Origin of the sequence: Actinoplanes sichuanensis (assembly GCF_033097365.1) — a bacterium.
Lineage (GTDB): Bacteria > Actinomycetota > Actinomycetes > Mycobacteriales > Micromonosporaceae > Actinoplanes > Actinoplanes sichuanensis.
On sequence record NZ_AP028461.1, the window covers coordinates 2,886,498 to 2,908,078 of the forward strand.

16 protein-coding genes and 1 riboswitch are annotated in these 21,581 nt (G+C 68.9%); of the genes, 5 read left to right on the forward strand and 11 right to left on the reverse strand.

Translation table 11 applies throughout. From position 1 onward, the window contains the following. The first annotated feature begins 2 nt into the window (after positions 1-2). On the forward strand, positions 3-2,267 hold the full coding sequence (locus Q0Z83_RS12850; RefSeq protein ID WP_317794110.1) for a heavy metal translocating P-type ATPase: 2,265 nt from the start codon (positions 3-5) through the stop codon (positions 2,265-2,267). Between the two features lie 98 nt (positions 2,268-2,365). On the opposite strand, the gene Q0Z83_RS12855 is transcribed toward Q0Z83_RS12850, so the two are convergent. Further along, positions 2,366-2,947: a C40 family peptidase gene (locus tag Q0Z83_RS12855; protein WP_317794111.1), complete on the reverse strand. Its 582-nt coding sequence runs from the start codon at positions 2,945-2,947 to the stop codon at positions 2,366-2,368. Between the two features lie 6 nt (positions 2,948-2,953). Next, positions 2,954-3,079, reverse strand: a riboswitch (cyclic di-AMP (ydaO/yuaA leader). 608 nt (positions 3,080-3,687) lie between these two features. Then, on the reverse strand, positions 3,688-3,987 hold the full coding sequence (locus Q0Z83_RS12860) for a metal-sensitive transcriptional regulator (protein WP_317794112.1): 300 nt from the start codon (positions 3,985-3,987) through the stop codon (positions 3,688-3,690). 390 nt (positions 3,988-4,377) lie between these two features. On the opposite strand from Q0Z83_RS12860, the gene Q0Z83_RS12865 reads away from it, so the two are divergent. Beyond that, a complete protein-coding gene (locus Q0Z83_RS12865; protein WP_317794113.1) occupies positions 4,378-5,211 on the forward strand; it encodes a hypothetical protein in 834 nt (277 codons plus the stop codon). A 30-nt stretch (positions 5,212-5,241) separates the two neighbouring features. Here Q0Z83_RS12865 and Q0Z83_RS12870 read toward each other — a convergent pair whose 3' ends face one another. Further along, positions 5,242-6,609 (reverse strand): M14 family zinc carboxypeptidase, encoded by a 1,368-nt coding sequence (locus Q0Z83_RS12870; protein WP_317794114.1) that lies wholly within the window; start codon positions 6,607-6,609, stop codon positions 5,242-5,244. 203 nt (positions 6,610-6,812) lie between these two features. On the opposite strand from Q0Z83_RS12870, the gene Q0Z83_RS12875 reads away from it, so the two are divergent. Continuing rightward, the gene (locus Q0Z83_RS12875; protein ID WP_317794115.1) at positions 6,813-7,370 is read left to right on the forward strand and encodes a hypothetical protein; all 558 of its coding nucleotides are present in this window, start codon (positions 6,813-6,815) and stop codon (positions 7,368-7,370) included. A 1,065-nt stretch (positions 7,371-8,435) separates the two neighbouring features. Here Q0Z83_RS12875 and Q0Z83_RS12880 read toward each other — a convergent pair. From Q0Z83_RS12880 to Q0Z83_RS12910, 7 genes are all read right to left on the reverse strand, one after another. After that, positions 8,436-9,386, reverse strand: a complete 951-nt coding sequence (locus tag Q0Z83_RS12880; RefSeq protein ID WP_317794116.1) for a glycoside hydrolase family 43 protein — start codon at positions 9,384-9,386, stop codon at positions 8,436-8,438. Between the two features lie 22 nt (positions 9,387-9,408). Then, positions 9,409-10,320, reverse strand: a complete 912-nt coding sequence (locus Q0Z83_RS12885; protein WP_317794117.1) for a carbohydrate ABC transporter permease — start codon at positions 10,318-10,320, stop codon at positions 9,409-9,411. A gap of 14 nt (positions 10,321-10,334) precedes the next feature. Beyond that, the gene (locus Q0Z83_RS12890; RefSeq protein WP_317794118.1) at positions 10,335-11,285 is read right to left on the reverse strand and encodes a carbohydrate ABC transporter permease; all 951 of its coding nucleotides are present in this window, start codon (positions 11,283-11,285) and stop codon (positions 10,335-10,337) included. Then, complete coding sequence (locus Q0Z83_RS12895; protein ID WP_317794119.1) at positions 11,282-12,637, reverse strand: extracellular solute-binding protein; 1,356 nt, start codon at positions 12,635-12,637, stop codon at positions 11,282-11,284. Before Q0Z83_RS12895 ends, Q0Z83_RS12890 begins: the two co-directional genes overlap by 4 nt. Positions 12,638-12,941: 304 nt before the next feature. After that, positions 12,942-14,750, reverse strand: coding sequence for a family 43 glycosylhydrolase (locus Q0Z83_RS12900; RefSeq protein WP_317794120.1), 1,809 nt, complete (start codon positions 14,748-14,750; stop codon positions 12,942-12,944). A gap of 34 nt (positions 14,751-14,784) precedes the next feature. Next, positions 14,785-16,098 (reverse strand): right-handed parallel beta-helix repeat-containing protein, encoded by a 1,314-nt coding sequence (locus Q0Z83_RS12905; protein WP_317794121.1) that lies wholly within the window; start codon positions 16,096-16,098, stop codon positions 14,785-14,787. Continuing rightward, positions 16,095-17,117 (reverse strand): GDSL-type esterase/lipase family protein, encoded by a 1,023-nt coding sequence (locus Q0Z83_RS12910; RefSeq protein ID WP_317794122.1) that lies wholly within the window; start codon positions 17,115-17,117, stop codon positions 16,095-16,097. Before Q0Z83_RS12910 ends, Q0Z83_RS12905 begins: the two co-directional genes overlap by 4 nt. A 474-nt stretch (positions 17,118-17,591) precedes the next feature. Here Q0Z83_RS12910 and Q0Z83_RS12915 point away from each other — a divergent pair, with 474 nt between their 5' ends. After that, a complete protein-coding gene (locus Q0Z83_RS12915; protein WP_317794123.1) occupies positions 17,592-18,737 on the forward strand; it encodes a hypothetical protein in 1,146 nt (381 codons plus the stop codon). A 236-nt stretch (positions 18,738-18,973) separates the two neighbouring features. Beyond that, entirely contained in the window at positions 18,974-20,326 is a 1,353-nt protein-coding gene (locus Q0Z83_RS12920) for a hypothetical protein (protein WP_317794124.1), read from the forward strand. A gap of 99 nt (positions 20,327-20,425) precedes the next feature. On the opposite strand, the gene Q0Z83_RS12925 is transcribed toward Q0Z83_RS12920, so the two are convergent. After that, the gene (locus tag Q0Z83_RS12925; protein ID WP_317794125.1) at positions 20,426-21,439 is read right to left on the reverse strand and encodes a hydroxyacid dehydrogenase; all 1,014 of its coding nucleotides are present in this window, start codon (positions 21,437-21,439) and stop codon (positions 20,426-20,428) included. Positions 21,440-21,581 lie beyond the last annotated feature (142 nt).

Genomic DNA, 21,581 nt, shown 5'->3' on the forward strand with positions numbered 1-21,581 from the left:
CCATGGCAACCGTCGCCGGGCCGCCGCCCGTGGCCCCGAACCGGATCGAGTTGGCGATCGGCGGCATGACCTGCGCCTCCTGCGCCGCGCGGATCGAGAAGAAACTCAACCGCATGGACGGCGTGGTCGCGACCGTCAACTACGCCACCGAGAAGGCCAGCGTCACCTACCCCGACGCGGTCACCGCCGAGGACCTGATCGCGACCGTCGAGAAGACCGGCTACACCGCCAAACCACCGCCGCCACCGCAACAGCCCGGCGACGACCCCGCCGAACAGGCGCAGCCGGTCGACGAACTCCAGACATTGCGGACCCGCCTGTTCACCTCGATCGTGCTCAGCGTGCCGGTGGTGCTGCTCGCGATGGTGCCGGCCTGGCAGTTCACCTACTGGCAGTGGCTGTCGCTGACCCTGGCCGCCCCGGTCGTGGTCTGGGGCGGGCTGCCGTTCCACAAAGCCGCCTGGACCAACCTGCGCCACGGCGCCGCGACCATGGACACCCTCATCTCGATGGGCACGATCGCCGCATTCGGCTGGTCGCTGTGGGCACTGTTCTTCGGCACCGCCGGCACACCGGGCATGACCCACCCGTTCAGCCTCGACATCGGCACCACCGACGGCGCGAGCGCCATCTACCTGGAAGCCGCCGCCGGGGTCACCACCTTCATCCTCGCCGGCCGCTACTTCGAGGCCCGCTCCAAGCGCCGGGCCGGCGCCGCCATGCGGGCCCTGCTGGAACTCGGCGCCAAGGACGTCGCCGTGCTGCGCGACGGCACCGAACGGCGGATCCCGGTCGCCGACCTGGCGGTGGGGGACCGGTTCGTGGTCCGGCCGGGGGAGAAGATCGCCACCGACGGCGTCATCGAAGACGGCACCTCGGCCGTCGACGTGAGCATGCTGACCGGCGAGTCCGTGCCGGTCGAGGTCGCCCCCGGCGACCCGGTGGCCGGCGCGACCGTCAACGCCGGCGGCCGGCTGATCGTACGGGCCACCCGGATCGGCGCCGACACCCAGCTCGCCCAGATGGCGAAGCTGGTCGAGCAGGCCCAGACCGGCAAGGCCGCCGTCCAGCGGCTCGCCGACCGCATCTCCGGCGTGTTCGTGCCGATCGTGATCGCCCTCGCCGTCGCCACGCTCGGCTGGTGGGTCGGCACCGGCTCCGGCTGGACGGCCGCGTTCACCGCCGCCGTCGCCGTACTGATCATCGCCTGCCCCTGCGCGCTCGGCCTGGCCACCCCGACGGCGCTACTGGTCGGCACCGGCCGCGGCGCGCAACTCGGGATCCTGATCAAAGGCCCGGAAACCCTCGAGTCGACCCGGACCGTGGACACCGTCGTGCTGGACAAGACCGGCACCGTGACCACCGGCCGAATGAGCTTGGTCGACGTGGTCCCCGCCGCAGGCGTCGACCGTGACGAGTTGCTACGCCTGGCCGGGGCGGTCGAGGCCGCCTCGGAGCACCCGATCGCTCAGGCGATCGCGTCGGCGGCCGCCGACAGCGCGCCGCTGCCGCAGGTGACCGGGTTCGCCAGCACCGAAGGGCTCGGTGTCACCGGCACCGCCGACGGCCACGCCGTGCACGTCGGTCGCATCGCGCTGCTGCGCCAGGCCGGGTTGACGGTGCCCGACGACGTCGAGCAGGCCGTCGCCGCCGCCCACAAGGCCGGGCAGACCGCCGTGGTCGCCGGTTGGGACGGCCAGGCCCGCGGCGTCCTCGCCGTCGCCGACACCGTCAAGGCGACCAGCCGCGACGCCGTCGCCCGGTTGCGGGCGCTGGGCCTGTCGCCGGTGCTACTCACCGGGGACAACGAGACCGTGGCTCGGGCGGTCGCCGCGCAGGTCGGCATCACCGAAGTGATCGCCGAGGTGCTGCCGACCGACAAGGTCGACGTGGTCAAACGGCTGCAGGAACAGGGCAAGGTCGTGGCGATGGTCGGCGACGGCGTCAACGACGCCGCCGCCCTGGCCCAGGCCGACCTCGGGCTGGCGATGGGCACGGGCACCGACGCCGCGATCGAGGCGTCCGACCTGACCTTGGTCCGTGGTGACCTGATGGCCGCCGCCGACGCGATCCTGCTGTCCCGGCGAACCCTGCGCATCATCAAGAGCAACCTGTTCTGGGCCTTCGCCTACAACGTCGCAGCGCTACCCTTGGCCGCGGCCGGGCTGCTCAACCCCATGATCGCCGGAGCGGCGATGGCGTTCAGCTCGGTGTTCGTCGTCGCCAACAGCCTGCGGCTGCGCCGCTTCACCGGCATCAAGAATTAGGTCGTACGACAGTGCCGCCCGCACCCGCCGAGGACGGATGCAGGCGGCACTGTGCGATGCCCGAGCATGAATCACGTACGGGCATCCCCGCACTGTGGTCAGACCAGGCGCCGTACCACGTAGTTCTTGGTCCAGATCTTCTGCTTGGTGACGGTCTTGCCGGTTCGCGGCGCGGCCCACATCTTGCCGCCACCGGCGTAGATGCCGGCGTGCGTGCCCTTCGTTCCGGTACGGATGACGATCAGGTCACCCGCGCGGGCCTTGGACTTGGCGACGGCCTTGCCGTACCGCTGCTGCAGGTGGGCCTTGTGCGGCAGCTTCTTGCCCGCCGCCTTCTTGTAGACGTACATGGTGTAGCCCGAGCAGTCGAACCGCTTGGGCCCGGCCGCACCGAACTTGTACTTCTTGCCCTTGTGCTTCGCCGCCTCGGTCATGATCCGATTCGCGGCCGCCTTGGACTTGGCGGCCTGGGACGCGGCCGTGACGGTGATGCCGGCCTGGCTGAACACCACGCTGGTCGGCGAGGACACCTGCGTGGAGGCGGCCGTCGAGGACTGCGTCGCGGCGGAGGCTGACTGCGGAGTGCCGAGCCCGCCGGTCAGCAGACCGAGACCCACGGACAGGGCGAGAGTGCCGGTTCCCAGGGTACGGGTGGGCCGGCTCAGGGTGCTTACGCGCACGGTGATGGATTCCCTCCGGCACGCCTGCGAGGTTAGCTGTCGGATTCGGGCGCGAAGGTCGCCCGGCCGCACGGTGGCGGCTTCACCCCGAGGCCCTCAACCCCGGCTGCCGCAGTACGGCGTGCCGGTCGAGGACCGATGGTGGTTCCCCCGTCCCTGCCCCCGATTGCCTCATGACTCGTCATGCGGTTCGTGCCACCGGACCGGGGCAGGGCTCGGCGTGGTCCGGGTCGGCACGACCGGCGAGCAGGTGCCCGCCGCCCCTCCTTGATAGCCCGGCCCGCGCCGGTCCTGGGCCCGGCAGTCGATCACGCACAGTGATGACCGCGCCGGAGGGAGTCCGATTTGGAAGGGCACTGCGAGGTTTGTCGACACGCTGTGCTGATGTGTGCTTGACGCGACGTGAGGTTGATCTGTGAAAGGGAACACGCAGACCCGAACGTGGTCGCTGTGCGTGGCCTCGACCGGGTTCCCCGGTTCGTCGTGTCCACGCCGACTGCCGGCCCGCCGATCATGACCGGGTATCCACCCCTCGTCGCCCGAACCGATGACCACCCAGCGGTCCGGAGGTGACCGCATACCGCGGCCTTGCGAACGGCGGTCACGGCGGCGATGCAACCACAGGCCCGCTCAACCGGCCGCGCCGTCGAGCGATCAGGCCGACCCGGTCGACGGCACGGCACCTTCGACAGCAGCTGGGTGAGCGGATCGGACCCGGCCGGTGGCAACGATCGCCCGACTCAGGACTTCACGAGCCGGGCGATAGCCGCACTCGCCTCCTTGATCTTCGCGTCCACGTCGCCCTCGGACGCGGCGTGCACCACGCAATGGCGCAGATGATCTTCGAGCAGGCCGACCGCCACCGCGTGCAGGGCGCTCTTGGCGGCCGAGATCTGGGTCAGGATGTCGATGCAGTAGGTGTCCTCGTCGACCATCCGCTGCAGTCCACGGATCTGCCCCTCGACCCGCTTCAGCCGCGCCATCAGCGCCTGTTTCTCCGCCGAATACCCGTGCGGCCCGGCCGGTTTCGCCTCACTCATGCCGTGCAAGATACCCGGCACCGGTATGAGCCGGCGGCGGCCACGACACGCCCCGGCGGCGCCGCGCCCGCGATGTCGTAGCAGGGCCGGCACCCTTCGGCGCGGGCAGGTGGTCGCCTGTACCCGACACTGACGGATCGCCCATTCGGTCCATCGCTGCCAGTTGATCATCTGCGGCACACTTCATCTCATGTCGCAGCCGTACCTCGATGATTCCTGGCCGCCACTATCCGGCCGTCTCTCGCACCGGCTGTACGAGAGGTCCGTCCCGGCTGCTTCCGGTACGAGTGCGTCGTACCCGTCGTGCAGCCGCCCCCGGCCCGGCATGGCGACCGGATTCAATGCCGCGGTGGTAGCCGCGTGAAAATCACCCCACCCTGGCAAGGATGGATGGATCGCCGCGAGGCGGAGAAGGCCCGCAAGGAGGAAGAGCGCCGCCTGCAGGAGGAGAAACGCAAACGGGAGGAACGCCGGGCCATGATCATCCTGGCGTCGATGGCCGTCGTCGGCATGATCATCGCCGGGATCGGTGCACTGTTCGAGGACGACAAGCCGGCTGAACCGGCTACGGCCGCCACGGCCGCGGCAGCACTCGCGGACACGCCGGTCGAGGCCACGTCGCCGACCCCCTCCGCGGCCGTCACGACCACGCCACCACCGCCGAAACACGGTATCGACCTGATCTGCTCCTCCGATGCGGAGCAGACCACCACCACGACGTTCACCGTGCCGGCCGACTCGAAGGGCCGATACGACTTCCGCGAAGTCTGGAAAGCCGAGCAGTACGACTGCGACCTCGCGGCGGTGAACGGCACTCCGCAGGTCGAGATGACGCCCACCACCAGCCTGCAGAAGAAGGCGATGAAGGCGGCAGAGTACACCGAACCCGACATCTCTTCACTTTTCGACCTCTGTGCGCAAGCAAGCCCCGCTGACGTCTACCTCTCGAACACCTTCACCATGAGCGAAGCCCAGGCCACCGAACTGACCGGTGCACTCATGCTGTGCCCGTCACACCCTTTCGCCGACGAGTGGCGCAAAGCCATCAAGAAGAGCGAGCAGGAGAGCGGCTCCGACTCAGGCGACGGTGAAGAAACCGTCAAGGGCGTCCACCCCGGCGCGTTCTGCACTCCCGAAGGGGCCCGCGGCTATACCTCGGCCGGCACGCTGATGAAGTGCAGCTACAAGTCGGGCGACAACCGCGCCCGGTGGCGCCGCGCCTAGCCGGCAAGCCGCGAGCGTCGACGGCGTGTGTCAGCTCCCGGTCGGGTACGGCTTGGCAGCCGCTGTCCCCAGGGTCATGAAGGCGGGCAGGTTGAGGCTCCAGAAAGACGCCATGCAGCTGTACGCCGGGAAGAACCCACTGCATGAGGAGCTGCTGGGGCCGACCTCGATCGTGTATCCGGGCACACCCAGCGTGCCGTAGATCCAGTCGTCGGTGGCACCCGGCGCGAAGTAGTTCAGACCGCCGTCGCCGTGCACGACCGTGTACCTGTTGGACTTGGCCATGTTCGTGGCGATCGTCTTGAGATCGGTGTTGTTCGGCGCGAGCGAGTTCGTCCAGCCGTACGGATAGATGTTCAACTCGGCGTAACTGTGCAGCGTGAGGAACGTGCCGGTGGTGGCGGTCGTCGCCGCCGAGAAGTCGGCGGCCGGCTTGGTGTCGCGGTAGATGCTCGCCAGGAAGCTCTGAATGGCCCGCGTCTCCGGCTCGCTCGCGGCACTCGCACCGGGGTAGGTCTCGGTGCACTTGGTGCCCTGGTTGACGTCCCAGTGGTAACTCGAGTTCCGGTTGAGGTCGACTCCGAGCCCGGTGCCGGAGCACCCGTTGTCGTGGGCGTTCTTTCGCTGGGAGACGGGCCGCGTCGCGTTCGACGAGACGATGTCGACGCCGTCCGGGTTGGCGATCGGAATGACCCACAACTCGGTCGTGTCCATCAGCTTCGTCACGGCAGCGACCTTGCCGTAGTTGGCCACCAGGTAGTCGATCCACATGTACGCGAGCTCACCGGTGGCCAGTTCGCGCGCGTGCATCTGGGCCATCAGCGTGAACTTCGGTTTCGAGCCGGCGGTGCTCAACGCGCAGTCACCGGTGGTGATCTTCGTGATGCACAGGGCCTGGATGTCGTGACCGCCCCGGTTCTGGGTCTTCAGCCACGACTGGCCGATGGTCTTCAGGACCGCCAGCTCCGGGTGGGCCGTCACGACCTGCTGGTTGTGGGTCTCGTGCGCGGCCGCGGTGTGATAGCCGCCGTAGTAGGTGCCGGCAGCGGCCTGCACGGACACCGGCACCGGCTGGTAGAGCGGTCCGGTGTACCGCACGCTCAGGCCGTCGCGCCGTAGCCGCTGGGCTTGAGCCGCGGTCGCCAGGATCGGCGCCCCGTCTCGCGACAGTCCCTCCATGACGTCGTAGCCGCGCTTGTTGAGGTCGTCGGCCAGCTCACCCACGGCGGTGGTGGGCGAGGCCACCATCCAGTAACCCGGTTCGCCGGCGTCGGGGCCGGCCGCGGTCGCGCTGCCGGGCAGCATGAGCCCCGCAGAGATCAGCAGGAGCATCGTGATCGTCACTGCGGCCGGCAGCCGGCGCGCCCGTGATCGCCGGGAAGACGGGAACCTGGTCATCGGCACCTCGGTCGTGTGATGGCCGGTGTCACCGAGCACCGACCGCTACTGATTCACGTTCATCGATGAATTTGTGGCCGTCAACATGCCGAGGTGGTCATATCGGTGCAGCAAAGTACCTGGCTGCGTGTGTCCGCTCACCGACGGTCATTCTTTGCGCAATGACGTGGCATTCAAGATCAAACCGATTAACATGCGTCCCCGTGACCACACCGGAAGACATCCTCGCCACCACCGCCTGGGGGGATCTGGAAGACGCCTACGGTTCCGCGGAGGACCTGCCCGGCCTGTTGCAGCCGCTCCTCAACGGGGAGACGGCCGACTTCGCCGCGGCCATGCACGCCCTGACCTGGAACCTGACCCACCAGGGCAACCTCTACTCGGCCACGTTGCCGGCCGCGCGGTACGTCGTCGCCGTCCTGACCGATCCCCGTACCAAGGCGGGCAAGGCGGCCATGCTGAGCTGGCTGAACGTGCTCGTCGGCAGCGCCGTCGAATTCGAGGAGTTCGACAACGAGCCGGACGCCGACGCCGTCCGCGAGGCGATCCCGTCCTTCTATCCGGCGGTCGCCGCCAACTTCGAACACACCAATCCGATGGTACGAGTGGCCGCCCGCCGCGCCGCCCTGACCATGCTCGACCGCCCCGGCCTGGAGCACGAGCGCGCCGCAGCGGCCCCACACCTGCTAGCCGAGCCCGAACTGCTGACCGACTCCGAACAGGGCGTGGTCCGCGCCGCCGTCGCCGGCTGGGAGGCCTGACCCAGAGCCGCGCGGAGGGCCTCCCGCACCTCGACCCTTGACGGCGGAGTCCTGGTTGAACGAGGCCAGATCGCCGTCGCGGAGGAGCTCCCGGATCGCCGCCCGGCGCACCTTGCCGCTGATGGTCCGGAGCACAGGGCCAGGCCGGAGAAGCGCCACCATGCCGACACCGACCCCGAATTCCCGGCCGTCCGGCGGATGTCGGCGACCAGGATCCGCAGCCCTTCCCGGACATTCCGGCGACCTCGCGGATGACTACCGCCGATTCATCGGTCCCATCCCGTTCTCGTCGCTTGGTGAGGGAGGCGAGCGCGCAAGTAACGTGGAGGAACTCAAGGCCCGTGGTTGGCGGATCGAGGATCTGAACACGACTGTGGCGTAATTCCGCAGTTAGGCGCTCGTGCGGCCGCGCGGACTTCGGCGATCAGTGCGTCGAACGGGCAGATCCACCTCGACCAACTTGCCTGGATCGCCTGATGGCCGGGCCGGAGCCGGCTGCCCGGCCATCAGGCGAGGGCGGACCGGCGACCGGAGGCGCACCGTCTGCCCGGCCAGACCACGGACGTGCGCGAGCTGCTCGACCCCGAGCTGGCGCTCGCCATGGACCCGGCGCCGAAACGGGACAGCGCCAACGGCGGACTGGCAGCGATCCGTGCCGCCGCCGCACCGCTCGCCGGCGAGCCGCGACCGGTCACCGGCCTGCCGGTCGAGGTGACCGAGACGATGCTGGACCGCCGGTTGCCGGCGGTCCGCCCGGCCGGGACCGTGGGGGAGAGGCTGCCCGCACTGCTGTGGCTGCACGGTGGCGGCTGCATCTCCGGCGTGCCCGAGCACGGCCAGGACCTGCTCGCCGGGTCACGATCACCGCAACCGTGGAGCCGTCGTCCCTGTAGAGGGTTCGGCCGACGAAGAACCCGGCCGCGCCGCCCGGCTCATGTTCGAGCGCCGGGGACAACGGGCACGGCCGACAACGGTCTTATCATGCTCGGCGCTCACATCGTGGTCCGGGACTCGGTCCGTCCCCGTCCGCTGAGAGCGACCGGCGTCACGAGCCGGCATCCCGGGCTACCGGCTGCGTTCGGTTCCGAACGCTCTGATCAGCCGTTCGCGTTCGTTCAGGGTGATGGGCAGGACGGAGCCGTGCCGCGCATCCACGGGCAGCGCGGCCGAGGTGTCGTGGCTCCACCGGCCCGAGGGGAGATCGCCGGTGCTGTACAGCTGATAGCCGCGGTGGCCGTTCTCGTCGATCAGCAGGTACCATCGGTCACCCGAAGAACCGGCGAACGCCGACGGTCCTTCGGCGTGCCGTAGTTCGGGCTTGCCGATGTCCTCCACAACTGTCACGTAGGCCGGGTCCTCGAGCGCGGTGCCGCGTTCCATGAGGATGTGACGGCCCCGTTCCTCGGCGCAGCCGGCCCCCAGCGAGTTGGCGGAGAAGCGATACCATTCGCCCCGGTCGACGAGGAAGGTCGCGTCGATGACCGTGTGCCCCGGATCGTGGTAGATCTCGGCCGGTGTGAAGGTGCGGAAGTCGTCGGTCTGCGCGGCGAGCAGGCGCTGATGTTGCTCGGGGCCGGTGGTGTCGTGGTACAGCGCGGATGCCCAGATCATGAGCCAGGCGCCACGTTGCCGCGACCAGAACGCCTTCGGTGCCCAGGTGTTGCCGGCGTGGGGCGGCGCGACCTCGACCAGGGTAGGCGGCGACCAGGAGACCAGATCGTCCGACTCCCAGATCACGACTGATCGGCTGCCCGTACGTGTCGCACGTTTCCAATCGTGGTCGGGGAAGATCCGCAGGTCGGTGCCGAGCACGATGAACCGGCCGTTCCTGGTGTCGCGAACGAGGAACGGATCCCGTACGCCGCGCTCGCCGAGGTCGTTGACGAGGACGGGCCGCCCGCCGTTCAGCTCCGTCCAGCCGGCCGGGCCGTCGATGTCGCTGACAGCGAAGCGCACCTGTTCGCCGTCAGCGGTGATTTCCGGCTTGAAGTAGGCCAGGAGGTAGGCACCACTCATCACTTCCTCACTTTCCCGGGAGTCAACCCTTGACGCCGGAGCTGAGGGCCGAGCTGATGAAGTAGCGCTGGAAGAACAGGAAGATCACCAGCGCCGGCAGGATGTAAAGGATTGATCCGGCCGCCTGCAGGGTGGGGATGCCGTTGCCGAGCGGATCGAGATAGGCGTTGGTGACGGCGACGGAGAGGGTGGTGTTGTCCTGGGTGAGCAGCAGTGCGGGGGTGAGGTAGTCGCCCCACGCCCAGGTGAACTGCAGCAGCAGCGAGGTGAGCAGGATCGGCCGGGACAACGGCAGGAAGATCTGCACGAAGATCCGGGGCCAGCCGCAACCGTCGATGATGGCGGCGTCCTCGAGCTCCAGCGGGATGGCGGCGAAGAACTGCCGGAACAGGAAGATCATGTACGCCGACCCGCTGAGCCCCCACAGCACCCACGGCCAGTAGGTGCCGACGAGGCTGAGCCGGGAGAACATCATGTACGTCGGGATGAGCGTGGCGATGTGCGGGATCATCATCGTGGCCAGCACGATGGTGAACAGGGGCTTGCTGCCGCGGGCCCGGATCCGGGCGAAGGCGAAGCCGACGGTCGCGCTGGACGCGGTGGTGAGTACGGCGGTCAGCGTGGCCAGGAACAGCGAGTTGCCGAAGTAGGCGCCGAGCTCGACGCGGGTGACCGCCTCGACGAAGTTGCCCCACTGGAGATTGTCGAAGCGCAGGAGCCCACCGGCGCCCTCGGCGAGTTGCTCCCGGGCGGCCAGCGCGGTGAGCAGGATCCACAGGAACGGTCCGCCGAACAGGGCCACGCAGACGACGATCGCGATGTAGACGAACGCCGACTGGCGCTGGCGTCGCTCGCGGGCCCGGCCGGATCCGGTCCGGCGGTTGACCGGGGCGGTGTCGCCGGCCGGTGGGTGCTGGGTGAGCAGGGTGGTCACCGGGGATCCGCCTCTCAGTCCTCGTTGGTGGAAGCTTGGTAGTGCACCCAGCGCCGGCTGCTGCGCTGCAGGGCGAGGGTGATCAGCATGATCACCACGAAGAAGACCCAGAGCATCGCGGAGCCGAAGCCGAACCGGTTGTTGGTGAAGAACTTCTCGTAGACCTGCACCATGTAGAGGTGGGTGCTCGGTGGCACGCTGGCCGCTGTCGCGATGCTGCTGGTCTGGGCGAGCAGCATCGGCTGGACCAGGACCTGCAGGGCGCCGATGACACCGGTGACGACCTGGAAGTACAGCACCGGGGAGATCATCGGAATGGTTACATGCCGGATCGTCTGCCAGCCGTTGGCGCCGTCGAGGACCGCGGCTTCGTTAAGCTCGCCCGGCACGTCCTGCAGGGCGGCCAGGATGATGACCATGCCACCGCCCAGGCCCCATAGGGAGACCATCAGCAGGGAGTAGAAGGCGTACGGGTCGATGAGCCAGGAGATCGACGACGGCAGGCCGACCAGGTCCAGGATGCCGTTGAGCATGCCGGCGTCCGGGTTCAGGACCAGGCGCCACATGATCGCAGTCGCGACCACCGGCACCACCGACGGCAGGAAGAAGATCGCCCGGATCAGGCCTACGGCCCGGATCCGCCGGTTGACCAGGATCGCCAGGCCGAGGCCGCCGGCGACGCTCAGCGGCACCACGGCGGCGGTGTAGAGCACCGTCTGCCACAGGCTCCGCAGCGCCTGGGGATAGTCGGTGAACAACTCGACGTAGTTCTTGAGGCCGATGAACCGGTAACCCGGCGCCATCCCGTCGAAGTTGGTCAGGCTGATGACGAGCGCCCAGCCCAGCGGAATGATGGTCAGCGCCAGGAAGCCGAGGATCCACGGCGCGGCGAACAGGTAGAACGTCGAGGCGGGGTAGCGCCGCCAGTGGCGAGACCGGGCGGGAGGGGCGGCCAGCGTGGTCATCCCACCAGTTCCTTGCCCCGCTTGAGGTCCTTGTTGATCTGGTCCTGAATGCGCACGCAGGCGTCGGGGACGGAGATGTTGCCCTTGAGCAGATCGGTCATCTGCGTCTCGATGGCGGCCTTGACCTGGTCGGCGGTGGCGTATGGCGAGAAGGGCAGCGTGACGAGGTGCTCCAGCTCCGCCTGTGCGGTCTTGAACGCCTCCTTCTGGTAGTCGAGCTCCTGCGGGATGTACTGCCACAGGGACTTCAGCGCCGGCAGGCCCCAGCCGCTCTTGGCCCGCTCGACGGCGGGCGGACCGCTCATGAAGTACTCCATGACCTTCCAGGCCCCGTCCTTGTTCTTCGCCTTCGTCGGGATCCAGGCGCCCATGCCGCCGTTGTAGCTCATGTTCATGCGGGTGCCGAAGGTCGCGGCCGGGGCCATCCGGATCGTCTTCTGCAACTCGGCGGGGGCCTTGGCGAAGTTGCCGCCGAACCAGAAGCCGTCCTTGGTGATGGCCATCTTCCCGGCGGCGAAAGTGGAGTAGTCGGCGTTGTCGGGCAGCGGGTTCAGCACGGTGGGGCCGATCCCGGCGCGGCCGAAGTCGGTGTACCACTGGACCGCCCGCTGCGCCGCGGGGCTGGTGAAGTCGATCTCGGTCATGTCCGCGTTGAAGAGGGTGCCGCCCTGCTGGGCGACCATCAGCCGGATCGGGGTCGAGACCGACCAGGCCCACTCCAGGCCCAGGCCGTACTGCACGGTCTTGCCGTCCTGGCGCACCGTGAGCTTCTTGCCCAGCTCCAGCAGCTCGTCCCAGGAGATCGGCTCGGTGGTGCTCAGCGGCTCGATCTTCGCCTTCTCGAACAGCGCCGTGTTCTGCCAGAGGCAGGCGTCCGGGCTCCAGTCCTTGATCAGCGAGTAGTACTTGCCGGTGCCGTTGGTCTTGCCGTCCCACCGGTTGTTGTCGTTGATGGGCAACAGGTCGTCGCGCTTCAGGACCGAACTGGCGTCGATGTACGGGTCCAGCGGCTCGACCAGCCCTCGGAACACATTGAGCGGCTCGGCCCGTCCGCGTACGAAGTCGGGCGGGCTGCCGGCCGACATCATCGCCTTGAGCCGGGCCGGGTCGTCCTCGATGAACTCGATCGTGAGGCCCGGGTTGAGCTTCTCGAACTCCGCGATGTGCTCCTTGGTGAACTCGGCGCTCTTGAACATCACCGTGACCGTCTTCGAGGAGCCCGAGCCGGAGCCCGAGCCGCCCCCGGTGGTGCAGCCCGCCAGCGCCGGCGCGCCGACGGCGCCGGCCGTCAGCAGGGTGGCGCCGAGGAACGAGCGCCGGCTCAACGGTGCCGATGAGGGAAAGGGCGTCATGGAACAGACCTCTTCTCCGTAAGGGTGGGACTGCGGTCCTGCTGGAGTGGTGTTTTCCGCCAGAGGGCCGGTGACGGGGCACAACCGGGGACGGGGCCGTGGCAGCAGGCCGAACGAGACATTTCGGGGCGATGTCAAGGCGATTACAGGTGCTACGGTGCACCCTCTAAAGTATTACTGCCAAGGTCTATTAAGCATATTTATCTGGCTGTACGGTGGTGGGCTCGCGGCTTGCCGCGAGCCCACCGTGGGTCAGGGTCTGTCATGATCGCGGTCGATGGCGTGCCACCGCCGTGATCGGCTGCTACGAGGTCTTGACGAGGGAGAGGCCGTCGACCCAGAGATTGCCGTTGTCACCGGTGGCCCGGATCGTCACCCGGGCACTGCCGGCGGCCAGGGTGAAGCCGGCCAGCTGGCGCTGGGTCCAGTTGGTGCCGGTCGGGACGGTCAGGGTGCGCACGACGCCGCTGGAGTCGGTCACCGTCACCTGAGCGGTGCTGACGGTTCCCGAGGTCTTCGTGGCCGCCGCGAGCCGGTAGGTGCCGGCCGGCACGGTGACGTCCTGGCGTACCCCGCCCGCGAAGGCCGATGTGGCGCCGACGCGCAGCGAGAAGCTGCTGCCGTTGGCCCCACCGTTGGCGTTGCCAGCGATCGCGGTCGTGCCCGAGTCGACGAAGCTGGTCCACCCGCGCACCGCGCTGACGAGGATCCGGTCGGCCTGGAAGTCGGGGTTGAGGATGTAGTTGTTGCCCGCCGCGACCCGCCATTCGCCGGTGGTGGCGTTGAACTGCCACTGGCTCAGCGAGTGGAACTGCGGCCGGCTGCCGGTCTTGTCCACCGGCATCCACTGGTTGTAGCCGATGCCGTTCCAGGCGAAGTCGGCCCAGCGGTCACCGGCGAAGATCACCGTGTTCTGCACGGTGCCCTTGACGGTCACGAAGAAGCCGGTCTGGGTCACGTGGCTGTAGTCCGCCTCGGTGCCCGGCAGGACGTACTCGGCGGAATAGGCTCCTTGGATGTTGCTGGTCGCCGACTCGAGCACGTATGCGACCGAGGAGTTCCAGCCGTGCAGGTCGGATGCCGCGTGGTAGTACCTGCCGTCGAGTTTGAACATGGCGTTGCCCTCGCGCCCGGCGGAGCTGTAGCCGATCTGCACGGCGGGCTCCGCGTACAGCGAGTCGGACGGCCGGAGCCGGGAGACGAAGGCGCGTGCGCGTCCCGAGGCGTTGGAGAAGATCAGATAGTCCGTCCCGTCGTCGTCGGTGAAGACGGTCTGGTCCCCGGTGGCCGGCGTCGGCGAGTTGGTGATCTGCGCCTGGACGGTGACGCCGTCGAAGGTGTCGGTGGGCGAGTCGCCGCGCAGGAACATGATCCCGCCCTTGCCCTGTGAGACGAGCACGTACTTGCCGGTGGTCTCGTTGTAGGAGACACCGAGGCGGCCCACCCAGCCACTGCTGAGGTTGGTCCCGTCCGGGAAGGTCGTGGCGGCGGTGGCGACATTGCGCTCGAACTTCCAGTTCACCAGGTCCTGCGAGGAGTACACCGGGATCGCCACGAAGGTGGTCTCGGTGTTGTACTTCTTCGTCGGGCTGGCCAGATAGTGCTCGGCGCCCAGGTAGTGCACCCCGTACCAGTAGTAGGTGTCACCGAACCGGAAGACGCCACCGCCCTGCGAGTAGATCGGATTGCCGCTGGTGTCGCGCCAGAACGTGTCGTTGGTGATGGTCTGGAACGTTCCCGCGTCGGCGGCCACCAGGTCACCGGCGGCGGTCACCAGGGCGGTCTTGGCGGAGGCGACCTGTGCCGCGGTTGCGGCCCGGTCGCCGGCGACCCGGCTGGCGGCGGTCAGGGCCGCGGCGAACGGGGCCCACGATCCGGCGGTATACCGGCCGGGCACCCGGGTGGTGTAGTCCGCGACCAGGCTTCTCAGGCCGCGCACCATCACCAGCGCGCCGGTGTCCCCGGCGGAGGAGAACGCCGCCCACGAGCCGGCTGTGTAGTCGGAGGCGTGGTAACGGGCACTGGCGGGCGCCGCGGGGGACACCGGAACCAGCAGCAGGGCGGCGAGCATGGACGTCCGGCGCTTCCACACCGAGCGTGATGAGCGAGTCATGTGCTCTGTCCTTCTGTTTGTGGGATGCCGGAGGTCAGGAGATCTCGAAGGCGCCGAGATCGGGGGCCTGGCCCCGGTAGGTCAGGCCGACGTCGACGCCACGGTCGATCAGGGCACTGGTCGTGGTGGGCCGCAGGTGGGGCAGGGCGGGCAGGCTGCCGTCGGACGAGCGGGCGGTGTCCCAGCCGGTCGTCGACACGCTCTGGAACTGGCTGTTCGACAGGGTGATGCCGAGGTTCCAGGAGTTGTTCGTGGCGGTGGTGCCGGTCATGTTCGCGGTCAGCGTGCCGGCGTAGGCCACGTTGTTGCGCAGGTTGCCCCGGCCGACGGCCGCGCCGCTGGAGTCGACTCCGAGCATGTTGAAGTCGGTGCCGTTGGCGTACCCCGTGTTGTTGAAGTAGTCGTTGGCGACCGGATGGTGGTTGGCGTAGAAGCCCGCGGCCCGGTTGAGGAAGGCGACCGAGAAGCGGACGGTGTGCTTGACCGCGCCGGCGTCGTAGTCGCCGCCGAACCCGCCCACCTTGTAGCCGTTGCCGTTCCCGGCGGCGGTCGTCGTGCCGGGCACGTACCCGTTACGCCACGCCCACGAGTACTCGATGGTCACCGGCGCGTAGGTGGAGATCAGGTCGAAGCCGTCATCGGCGTTCCACCAGGCGCGGCAGCCCCGGAACACGTTGGCGGCCCGGCCGGCCGGTGCGTAGTGCGACCCGAAGCCGTCGGCGTTCTCCCCGGGGGAGTCGGAGCTGTGCAGGTCGTAGTTGTGGTGCGAGTCGCTGTTGACGACGAGGTTGCCGCCGCCACCGTTGATGAACAGGCCGGTCCCCATGTGATGGTGGGTGTCGATCTGCTCGAAGGTGTTGTTGCTACCGGAGATCCAGAGTCCCCAGGACTCGGCGTTCAGGTCGTTGTTCTGCGGCACACCGCGGACCTCGAGGCCTTTGAGGTGCAGATAGCTGCCGGTGACGTCGAAGCCCTTGATCCGGCAGTCGTCGGTCATCCCGGAGAAGTCGAACACCGGCTTCTCGCCTGGGTAGGCCCAGTAGCGGATCGGGTTGCCGGACGTGCCGCTCTTGTTCAGGGTGATCGCGTCGACCCGGGCCGTCCGGCTCGCGCAGGCGCTGGTTGCGCGGGTGTAGGTGTAGGTGCCGCCGCGGAGGTAGACGGTGTCGCCGGCCGCGGCGACGGACTGCGCCTTCGCGATCGACTTCCACGGTGCCGAGGCGGTTCCGGCGGCGCTGTCGCTGCCGTTGGGGGCGACGTAGTAGACGGCCGCCGCGGATGCGGTGCCCGCCGTGACGGCAACGCCGCCGACCAGGAGAGCCAGAACTAGGAGGGCGCGGAGGCTCATCGCAGGAACCCTTCAAGAGACAGGTTCTGCTCGCGGATGCCGTCGACGACCAGGGCGGCCATCCGCGCAGCCCCGTACTCGGAGAAGTGGGTGTTGTCGCCCTTCTCGGCGTAGAGGTAGATCCCGGCCGAGCCCGCCGGGCCGAGTCCCTCGACGACGGCCTTGCTCTTGGCGGTGAGGTCGATCAGCGGGACCCGGCTCGCGGTGGCCACCGCCCGCATCTCCGCCGGCAGGTTCACTCCCACCGAGTTGACGTGCTGGGCGACGGCGTCCAGCACGGCGCCGTCGAAGCGGCGCCGCACCGGCGGCGTCACCAGGACCGGGACTCCGCCACGCTCGCGGATCCCGGCGATCATCGCGGTGAGGTTGTCCCGGTACTCGGCCGCCGTCGTGGTCTTGTCGTTGTGGCCGAACTGCAGGAAGACCAGGTTGCCCGGGTTGATCAGGGGTTTGATGGCCGGGAACAGGTAGGACTTGTACCGGAAGCTCTCCGAGCTCTCGCCGGTGTCGGCATAGTTGGCGATCACGGCGCCCTTGGCCACCGACGCGGTGAGCTGCTGACCCCAGCCGGCGTACGGGGCGACCGACTGGTCGCAGACGGTGGAGTCACCGAACAGGAAAGCCACCAATGGGTTGCTCGCCGCGGACACGGTCACCGAGGTGACGGTGGGCGCGGCGCCGTCGAAGGTCAGGGTGAGGCCGGGTGATCCGGTGCCCCACGACGACGGCTGGCCCTCCGGCTCGCGCACGTTCACGGTGGCGGTACGGGTGCCCGCGGAGGCGGGGTTGAGGATCCGGCGGCGGGCCTCGACCGAGAGGCCGGTGCCGCTGCCGGTGACCGCGGTGACCAGGTAGTTGCCCGGTGCCACGTCGTAGTGGCACACGATCGGCGCGGTTCCGGTGCAGCCGGTGGGCAGGGCGGCGTTCGCGGGCGGGGCGAACAGGCCGACGCCCGCGGCGGTGGCCGCACAGGTGAGACCGGTGGCCCACGTGCGGTGCCGGGTGTCTCTTGAGGTCATTGCTGACTCCATGGGGGATGGGATCTTGGGGGATGTCGGCGGCCGCTGCCGTCGAGTTTGATCGACGGTTTCCTATCGATTCCAAAATTTTGCCGTCGTGTTTCCAGAATGTCAATAAAACGTTTTAACTGGATACGCCGCAGGCTGCAGTGGCTTTGTGGGCCAGTCCGAGGCCCCTCGTGGTGAAGCGGTTGAACGCGCCTGCTCCTCCTGATCTCCGTTGACGGGGTGCTACCTGACCCCGGTGGGTCACGCGACCGGCCACGTGGCGCAGTGTTCTGCGTCCCTTTGCCCTCGGTTGCTTGACCGTCACTCCGGGCTATGAAAACGTTTTAACATCTTTACCGGGTCCTGGCCCGGAGCTGCAGTTCTTCGGGGCCGCGCCCTCTCGGGCCCCGGCGTTCGTCCACCTCCCCCGGAGCGCAGTCACTGTCGTGACAGGCGCTGCCGGCGGGGACCTCTCGAGGAGACCACGTGCGACGCGTTCTACCCACGTTGGTGGCCACCCTGCTGACGATCGACGTCATGGCGACGCCGGCCCGGGCGGCGACCACACAGACCGCCGTCCTCGCTGCCTGCGATGACGGCTTCCTGTACTCCGACAATGTCGACGTCGCTCAGGATGCGAGCGGCACCGTGCACGGATTCGCCGCCTACCGGCACAGTGAGTCCTGCGGCAACCGCATCCACTACTTCGAAGGCTCAGGCAGCTCCTGGAGCAGCCAGGCAACCGACCTGTTCGGAACGGTCGTCGGTGTCGCGCAGGACGGCACCGGCACCTATCTGCTCCACATCGTCGAGGAGATCGCCGGAACACCGCAGCTGGTCGTGGCCAAACGCGGCACCGGCGGCCAGTTCAGCCGGCTCGCTGTCCTCGGCCCGGCGGCCTCCGCCACCACCGGCGAGGGCAAGGGCGACATCGTCGCCCGTAACGGCAGGTGGCTCGCCGTCTTCCCGGTTCCCGGCGAAGCGGCCGGCGACACCGACCTCTACACCGCCGGCACCCTGCACCACGGGCTCTCCACGGCCAAGCCGTTCATCACCGGCAGCGCCGCCGACGCCTTCCCGGCGCTCACCCTCGGCGCGGACGGCGCCGTCACCGCCGCCTGGCATCGCAGCACCGCCACCGACAAGACCGTCTACACCGCGCGCACCACCAACGGCCGGCGCTGGACACAGCGCACCGTCGCGAGCACCGGTCCCTACTCGCAACTGAAGCAGGTCGACGTGGCCGTCAGCACGGCCGGCACGTTCGTCGCCTGGGCGGAGCGCTTGCCGTCGATCCGAGTACAGGTCGCCGACGACCTCACCGGGTCATGGCAGGTCCAAGCCCCGCCGTACGAGTTCACCAACGGCACGGGCAGCTGGGACCCGGTCCTGACCACGTCCGGTACCAAGGTGGCGGTCGGCTACAGCCACGGCGACGAATACCCGGCCGACTCGGCCGTCATCGCCCAGCGCCCGGCCGCTGAGGGTTCCTGGACCACCTCCCGGCCGGTCGGCGAGCCGTCGAACATCGATTCGTACGCCGTCGTCGGATTCGCCCTCACAGGCACGTCCCTGACGGCGGTCAGCGTTGTCGGGGACACCGTCTACGCCCTGAGTGGGCTCACCCTCTGAACTGCCGGTGGTGCCGCCATCAGCCGATGGTGGCACCACCCGGCCTCCCCGCGGCCCGGAGCAGGCCCCGCTTGGCGATGGTCGCGACCGGGGACGGCGAGAGGTTCGCGGCGGAATGCCCGGGCGCCGACACGAACACCCGGCCGCCGCCACAGTCGCGCGTGGGGTCGGGCCGTGCTTGAAGCGCCGCACGGCAATGTCACAGAGATTTCTCGACCTATCGCCATGGGAGCGAGATGGACAACCAACAGCGGATGCAGGCGTTCACCGGCCGGGCCGTACGGAGAAGAGCGCTCGGCGCCGCCGTGGCCGCCGCGCTGACGGCCGCAGTACTCACCACCGGCCCGGCGTCCGCCGGAGTCGAAGCCGAGGTAGCCCTCGGCGCGTCCTTCGGCGAGCGGGGCAAAGTCGTCACCGACTTCGCCGGCTGGTACGACCGTGGCAACGCAGTGGCCGCCATCGGCGACGGCGTGATCGTCGCGGGCGACGCCAACGCTCCGGGCACCTCACTGCGCACCGGCGACTTCGGTCTGGCGCGTTACGACAAGCACGGCCGGCTGGACCGCGCTTTCGGCAGTCACGGCAAGGTCACCACCGACTTCCTCGGTGACCTCGACACCGCGACGACAGTCGCTGTGCAGTCCGACGGCAAGGTGGTGGTGGCCGGTCAGGCTTCCACCGCGAACCAGTCACGCACGATGTTCGCGTTGGCCCGCTACCGCGCCAACGGCTCACTGGACACCAGTTTCGGCACCGGAGGCAAGATCATCACCGACCTGGGTGGTGACGCCGCGGCCACGGCCATGGTGATACAGCGCGACGGCAAGTTGGTGGTCGGCGGGATCCATTATCCGGCAGACTCCAGCACTCGCGGATTCGAGCTGGTCCGCTATCTCCCGGACGGCACGCTCGACTCGAGCTTCGGCACCGGCGGCCGGGTGGTCACCCTGTTCGAGGGCCGGGACGACCTCGCCGATCTGGCCCTGCAGCCGGACGGCAGGATCATTGCGGTCGGTGTCGCCGGCAACTACGTGGCGCCCGACATCGCGGTGGCACGCTATCGAACGGACGGGTCACTGGATCCGGGCTTCGGCACCGGCGGGAAGGTCACCACCGACCTCGGCAGCCTGTTCGACACAGCCAGGGCCGTCGCCGTGCGGCCGGACGGCACGATCGCCGTCGCCGGCGAGCTCCAAGAGGCCAGCGGGTCCGATTTCCTCCTGGCCAACTACCGTGCCGACGGCTCGCTCAATCCCGACTTCGGCACCGACGGCACAGTGATCACGGACATCAGTGGTGGTAACGATCAGGCCTACGCGGTATTGGCGTACGGCGAGGACCTGATCGTCGCCGGCACGGCGACAGTCGGCTCACATGACAACTTCGCTCTCGTGCGCTATCACCCGGACGGCGCTCTGGACACCGGGTTCGGCAGTAACGGCAAGCTCACCACCGACTTCGGCTACCACGCGGTAGCGCGAGGCCTGGCCAAACTCCCGCACGGCCGGCTGGTGGCCGCCGGATCGGTGGACTACCGGGACCAAGGCGGCACGGGCGACTTCGCTGTCGCCGGCTACCACCTCGACTGACGGATCCGCACTCCCCGCTGCTGGAGCTCGGCTGTCCGGCCGAACCGCCCCGTGGCGGCTCGGCCGGGTCCAGGTCGCCGCCCTGACCGGTGGAGACGCTCAGGCGGTGTGCGCGAGATCGTCGAGGAGCACTGGCCGGCGGAGCGGAAGGCCGGCGCTGAACCGGGCCAGCTCGTCCAGGGCACCGTCGGTCATCCGCAGCACCTCCCTGCCGGCCGAGCCCGCGACGTGCGGGGTGATCATGACGTTCGGCAGGTCGTAGAGCGGCGAGCCGGCCGGCAGCGGCTCGGGGTCGGTGACGTCGAGGATCGCCTGCAGTCGCCCGGTACGGCATTCCCGCTCCAGCGCGGCGGTGTCGATCAGACTGCCCCGTGCGGTGTTGACGACCGTGCTGTGGTCGGGCAGCGCGGCGAGCTGGGTGGCGCCGATCATGTGCCGGGTGGACGGCAGCTCCGGCGCGTGGATCGACAGGACGTCCACCTGCGGCAGCATCTCGTCGAGGCCGATGTGCTCGGCCCCGTGGCGGCCCACGTCGACCGGATCGGCGAACGGGTCGACGACCAGGCAGCGGACGTTGCGCAGGACCTGGTTGACCAGTTCCACGGTTCGCCTGCCGATCCGGGAGAACCCGACGATCCCGATGGTCAGGCCGACGTTGCCGAGCGGGCCGCGATGCAGTGGCTGTGCCTGGTAGGTGCGGTGCAGCCGGGCGTCCGCGGCCAGAAACGGTGCCTTCTTGCCGGCCATGATGATCGCGGCCAGGGTGAACTCGGCCACCGGCTCGGCGTTGATCTCGGCGCTGCTGGAGACGACGATGCCGCGTTGCCACACGGCCGGGCTCGCGAACGTGCGGACCGTGCCGGCGCAGTGCATCACGGCGCGCAGCCGGGGCAGCCGGTCCAGTGCGGCCTCGTCCAGGTAGGGCGTTCCCCAGCCGGTCAGCAGCACCTCCACCGCGGCCAGCCGGGCGGTCAGCCCCGGTGCGGTCAGGTCGGGCAGCCACATCGGATCGTCGTCCCGCGACAGCGAGCGCAGCCGCACGCGCCGGGCCGGGTCGAACTGCTGGGCCCAGCTCTCCGGCGGCAGCAGCACGAGGACGTTCGGACGGTTCATGAGTGACTTCCCCGGTCCAGGCGGGCGGCCGGCTCCGGCCGGTGCACGCCGCGTGGGCGGTAGCCGAGCTCCGCCGAGCGGCCCAGCAGGTCGGCGAGCAGCCAGACGATCGCCAGCCACATCTCGGTGCCCTGCAACCCGG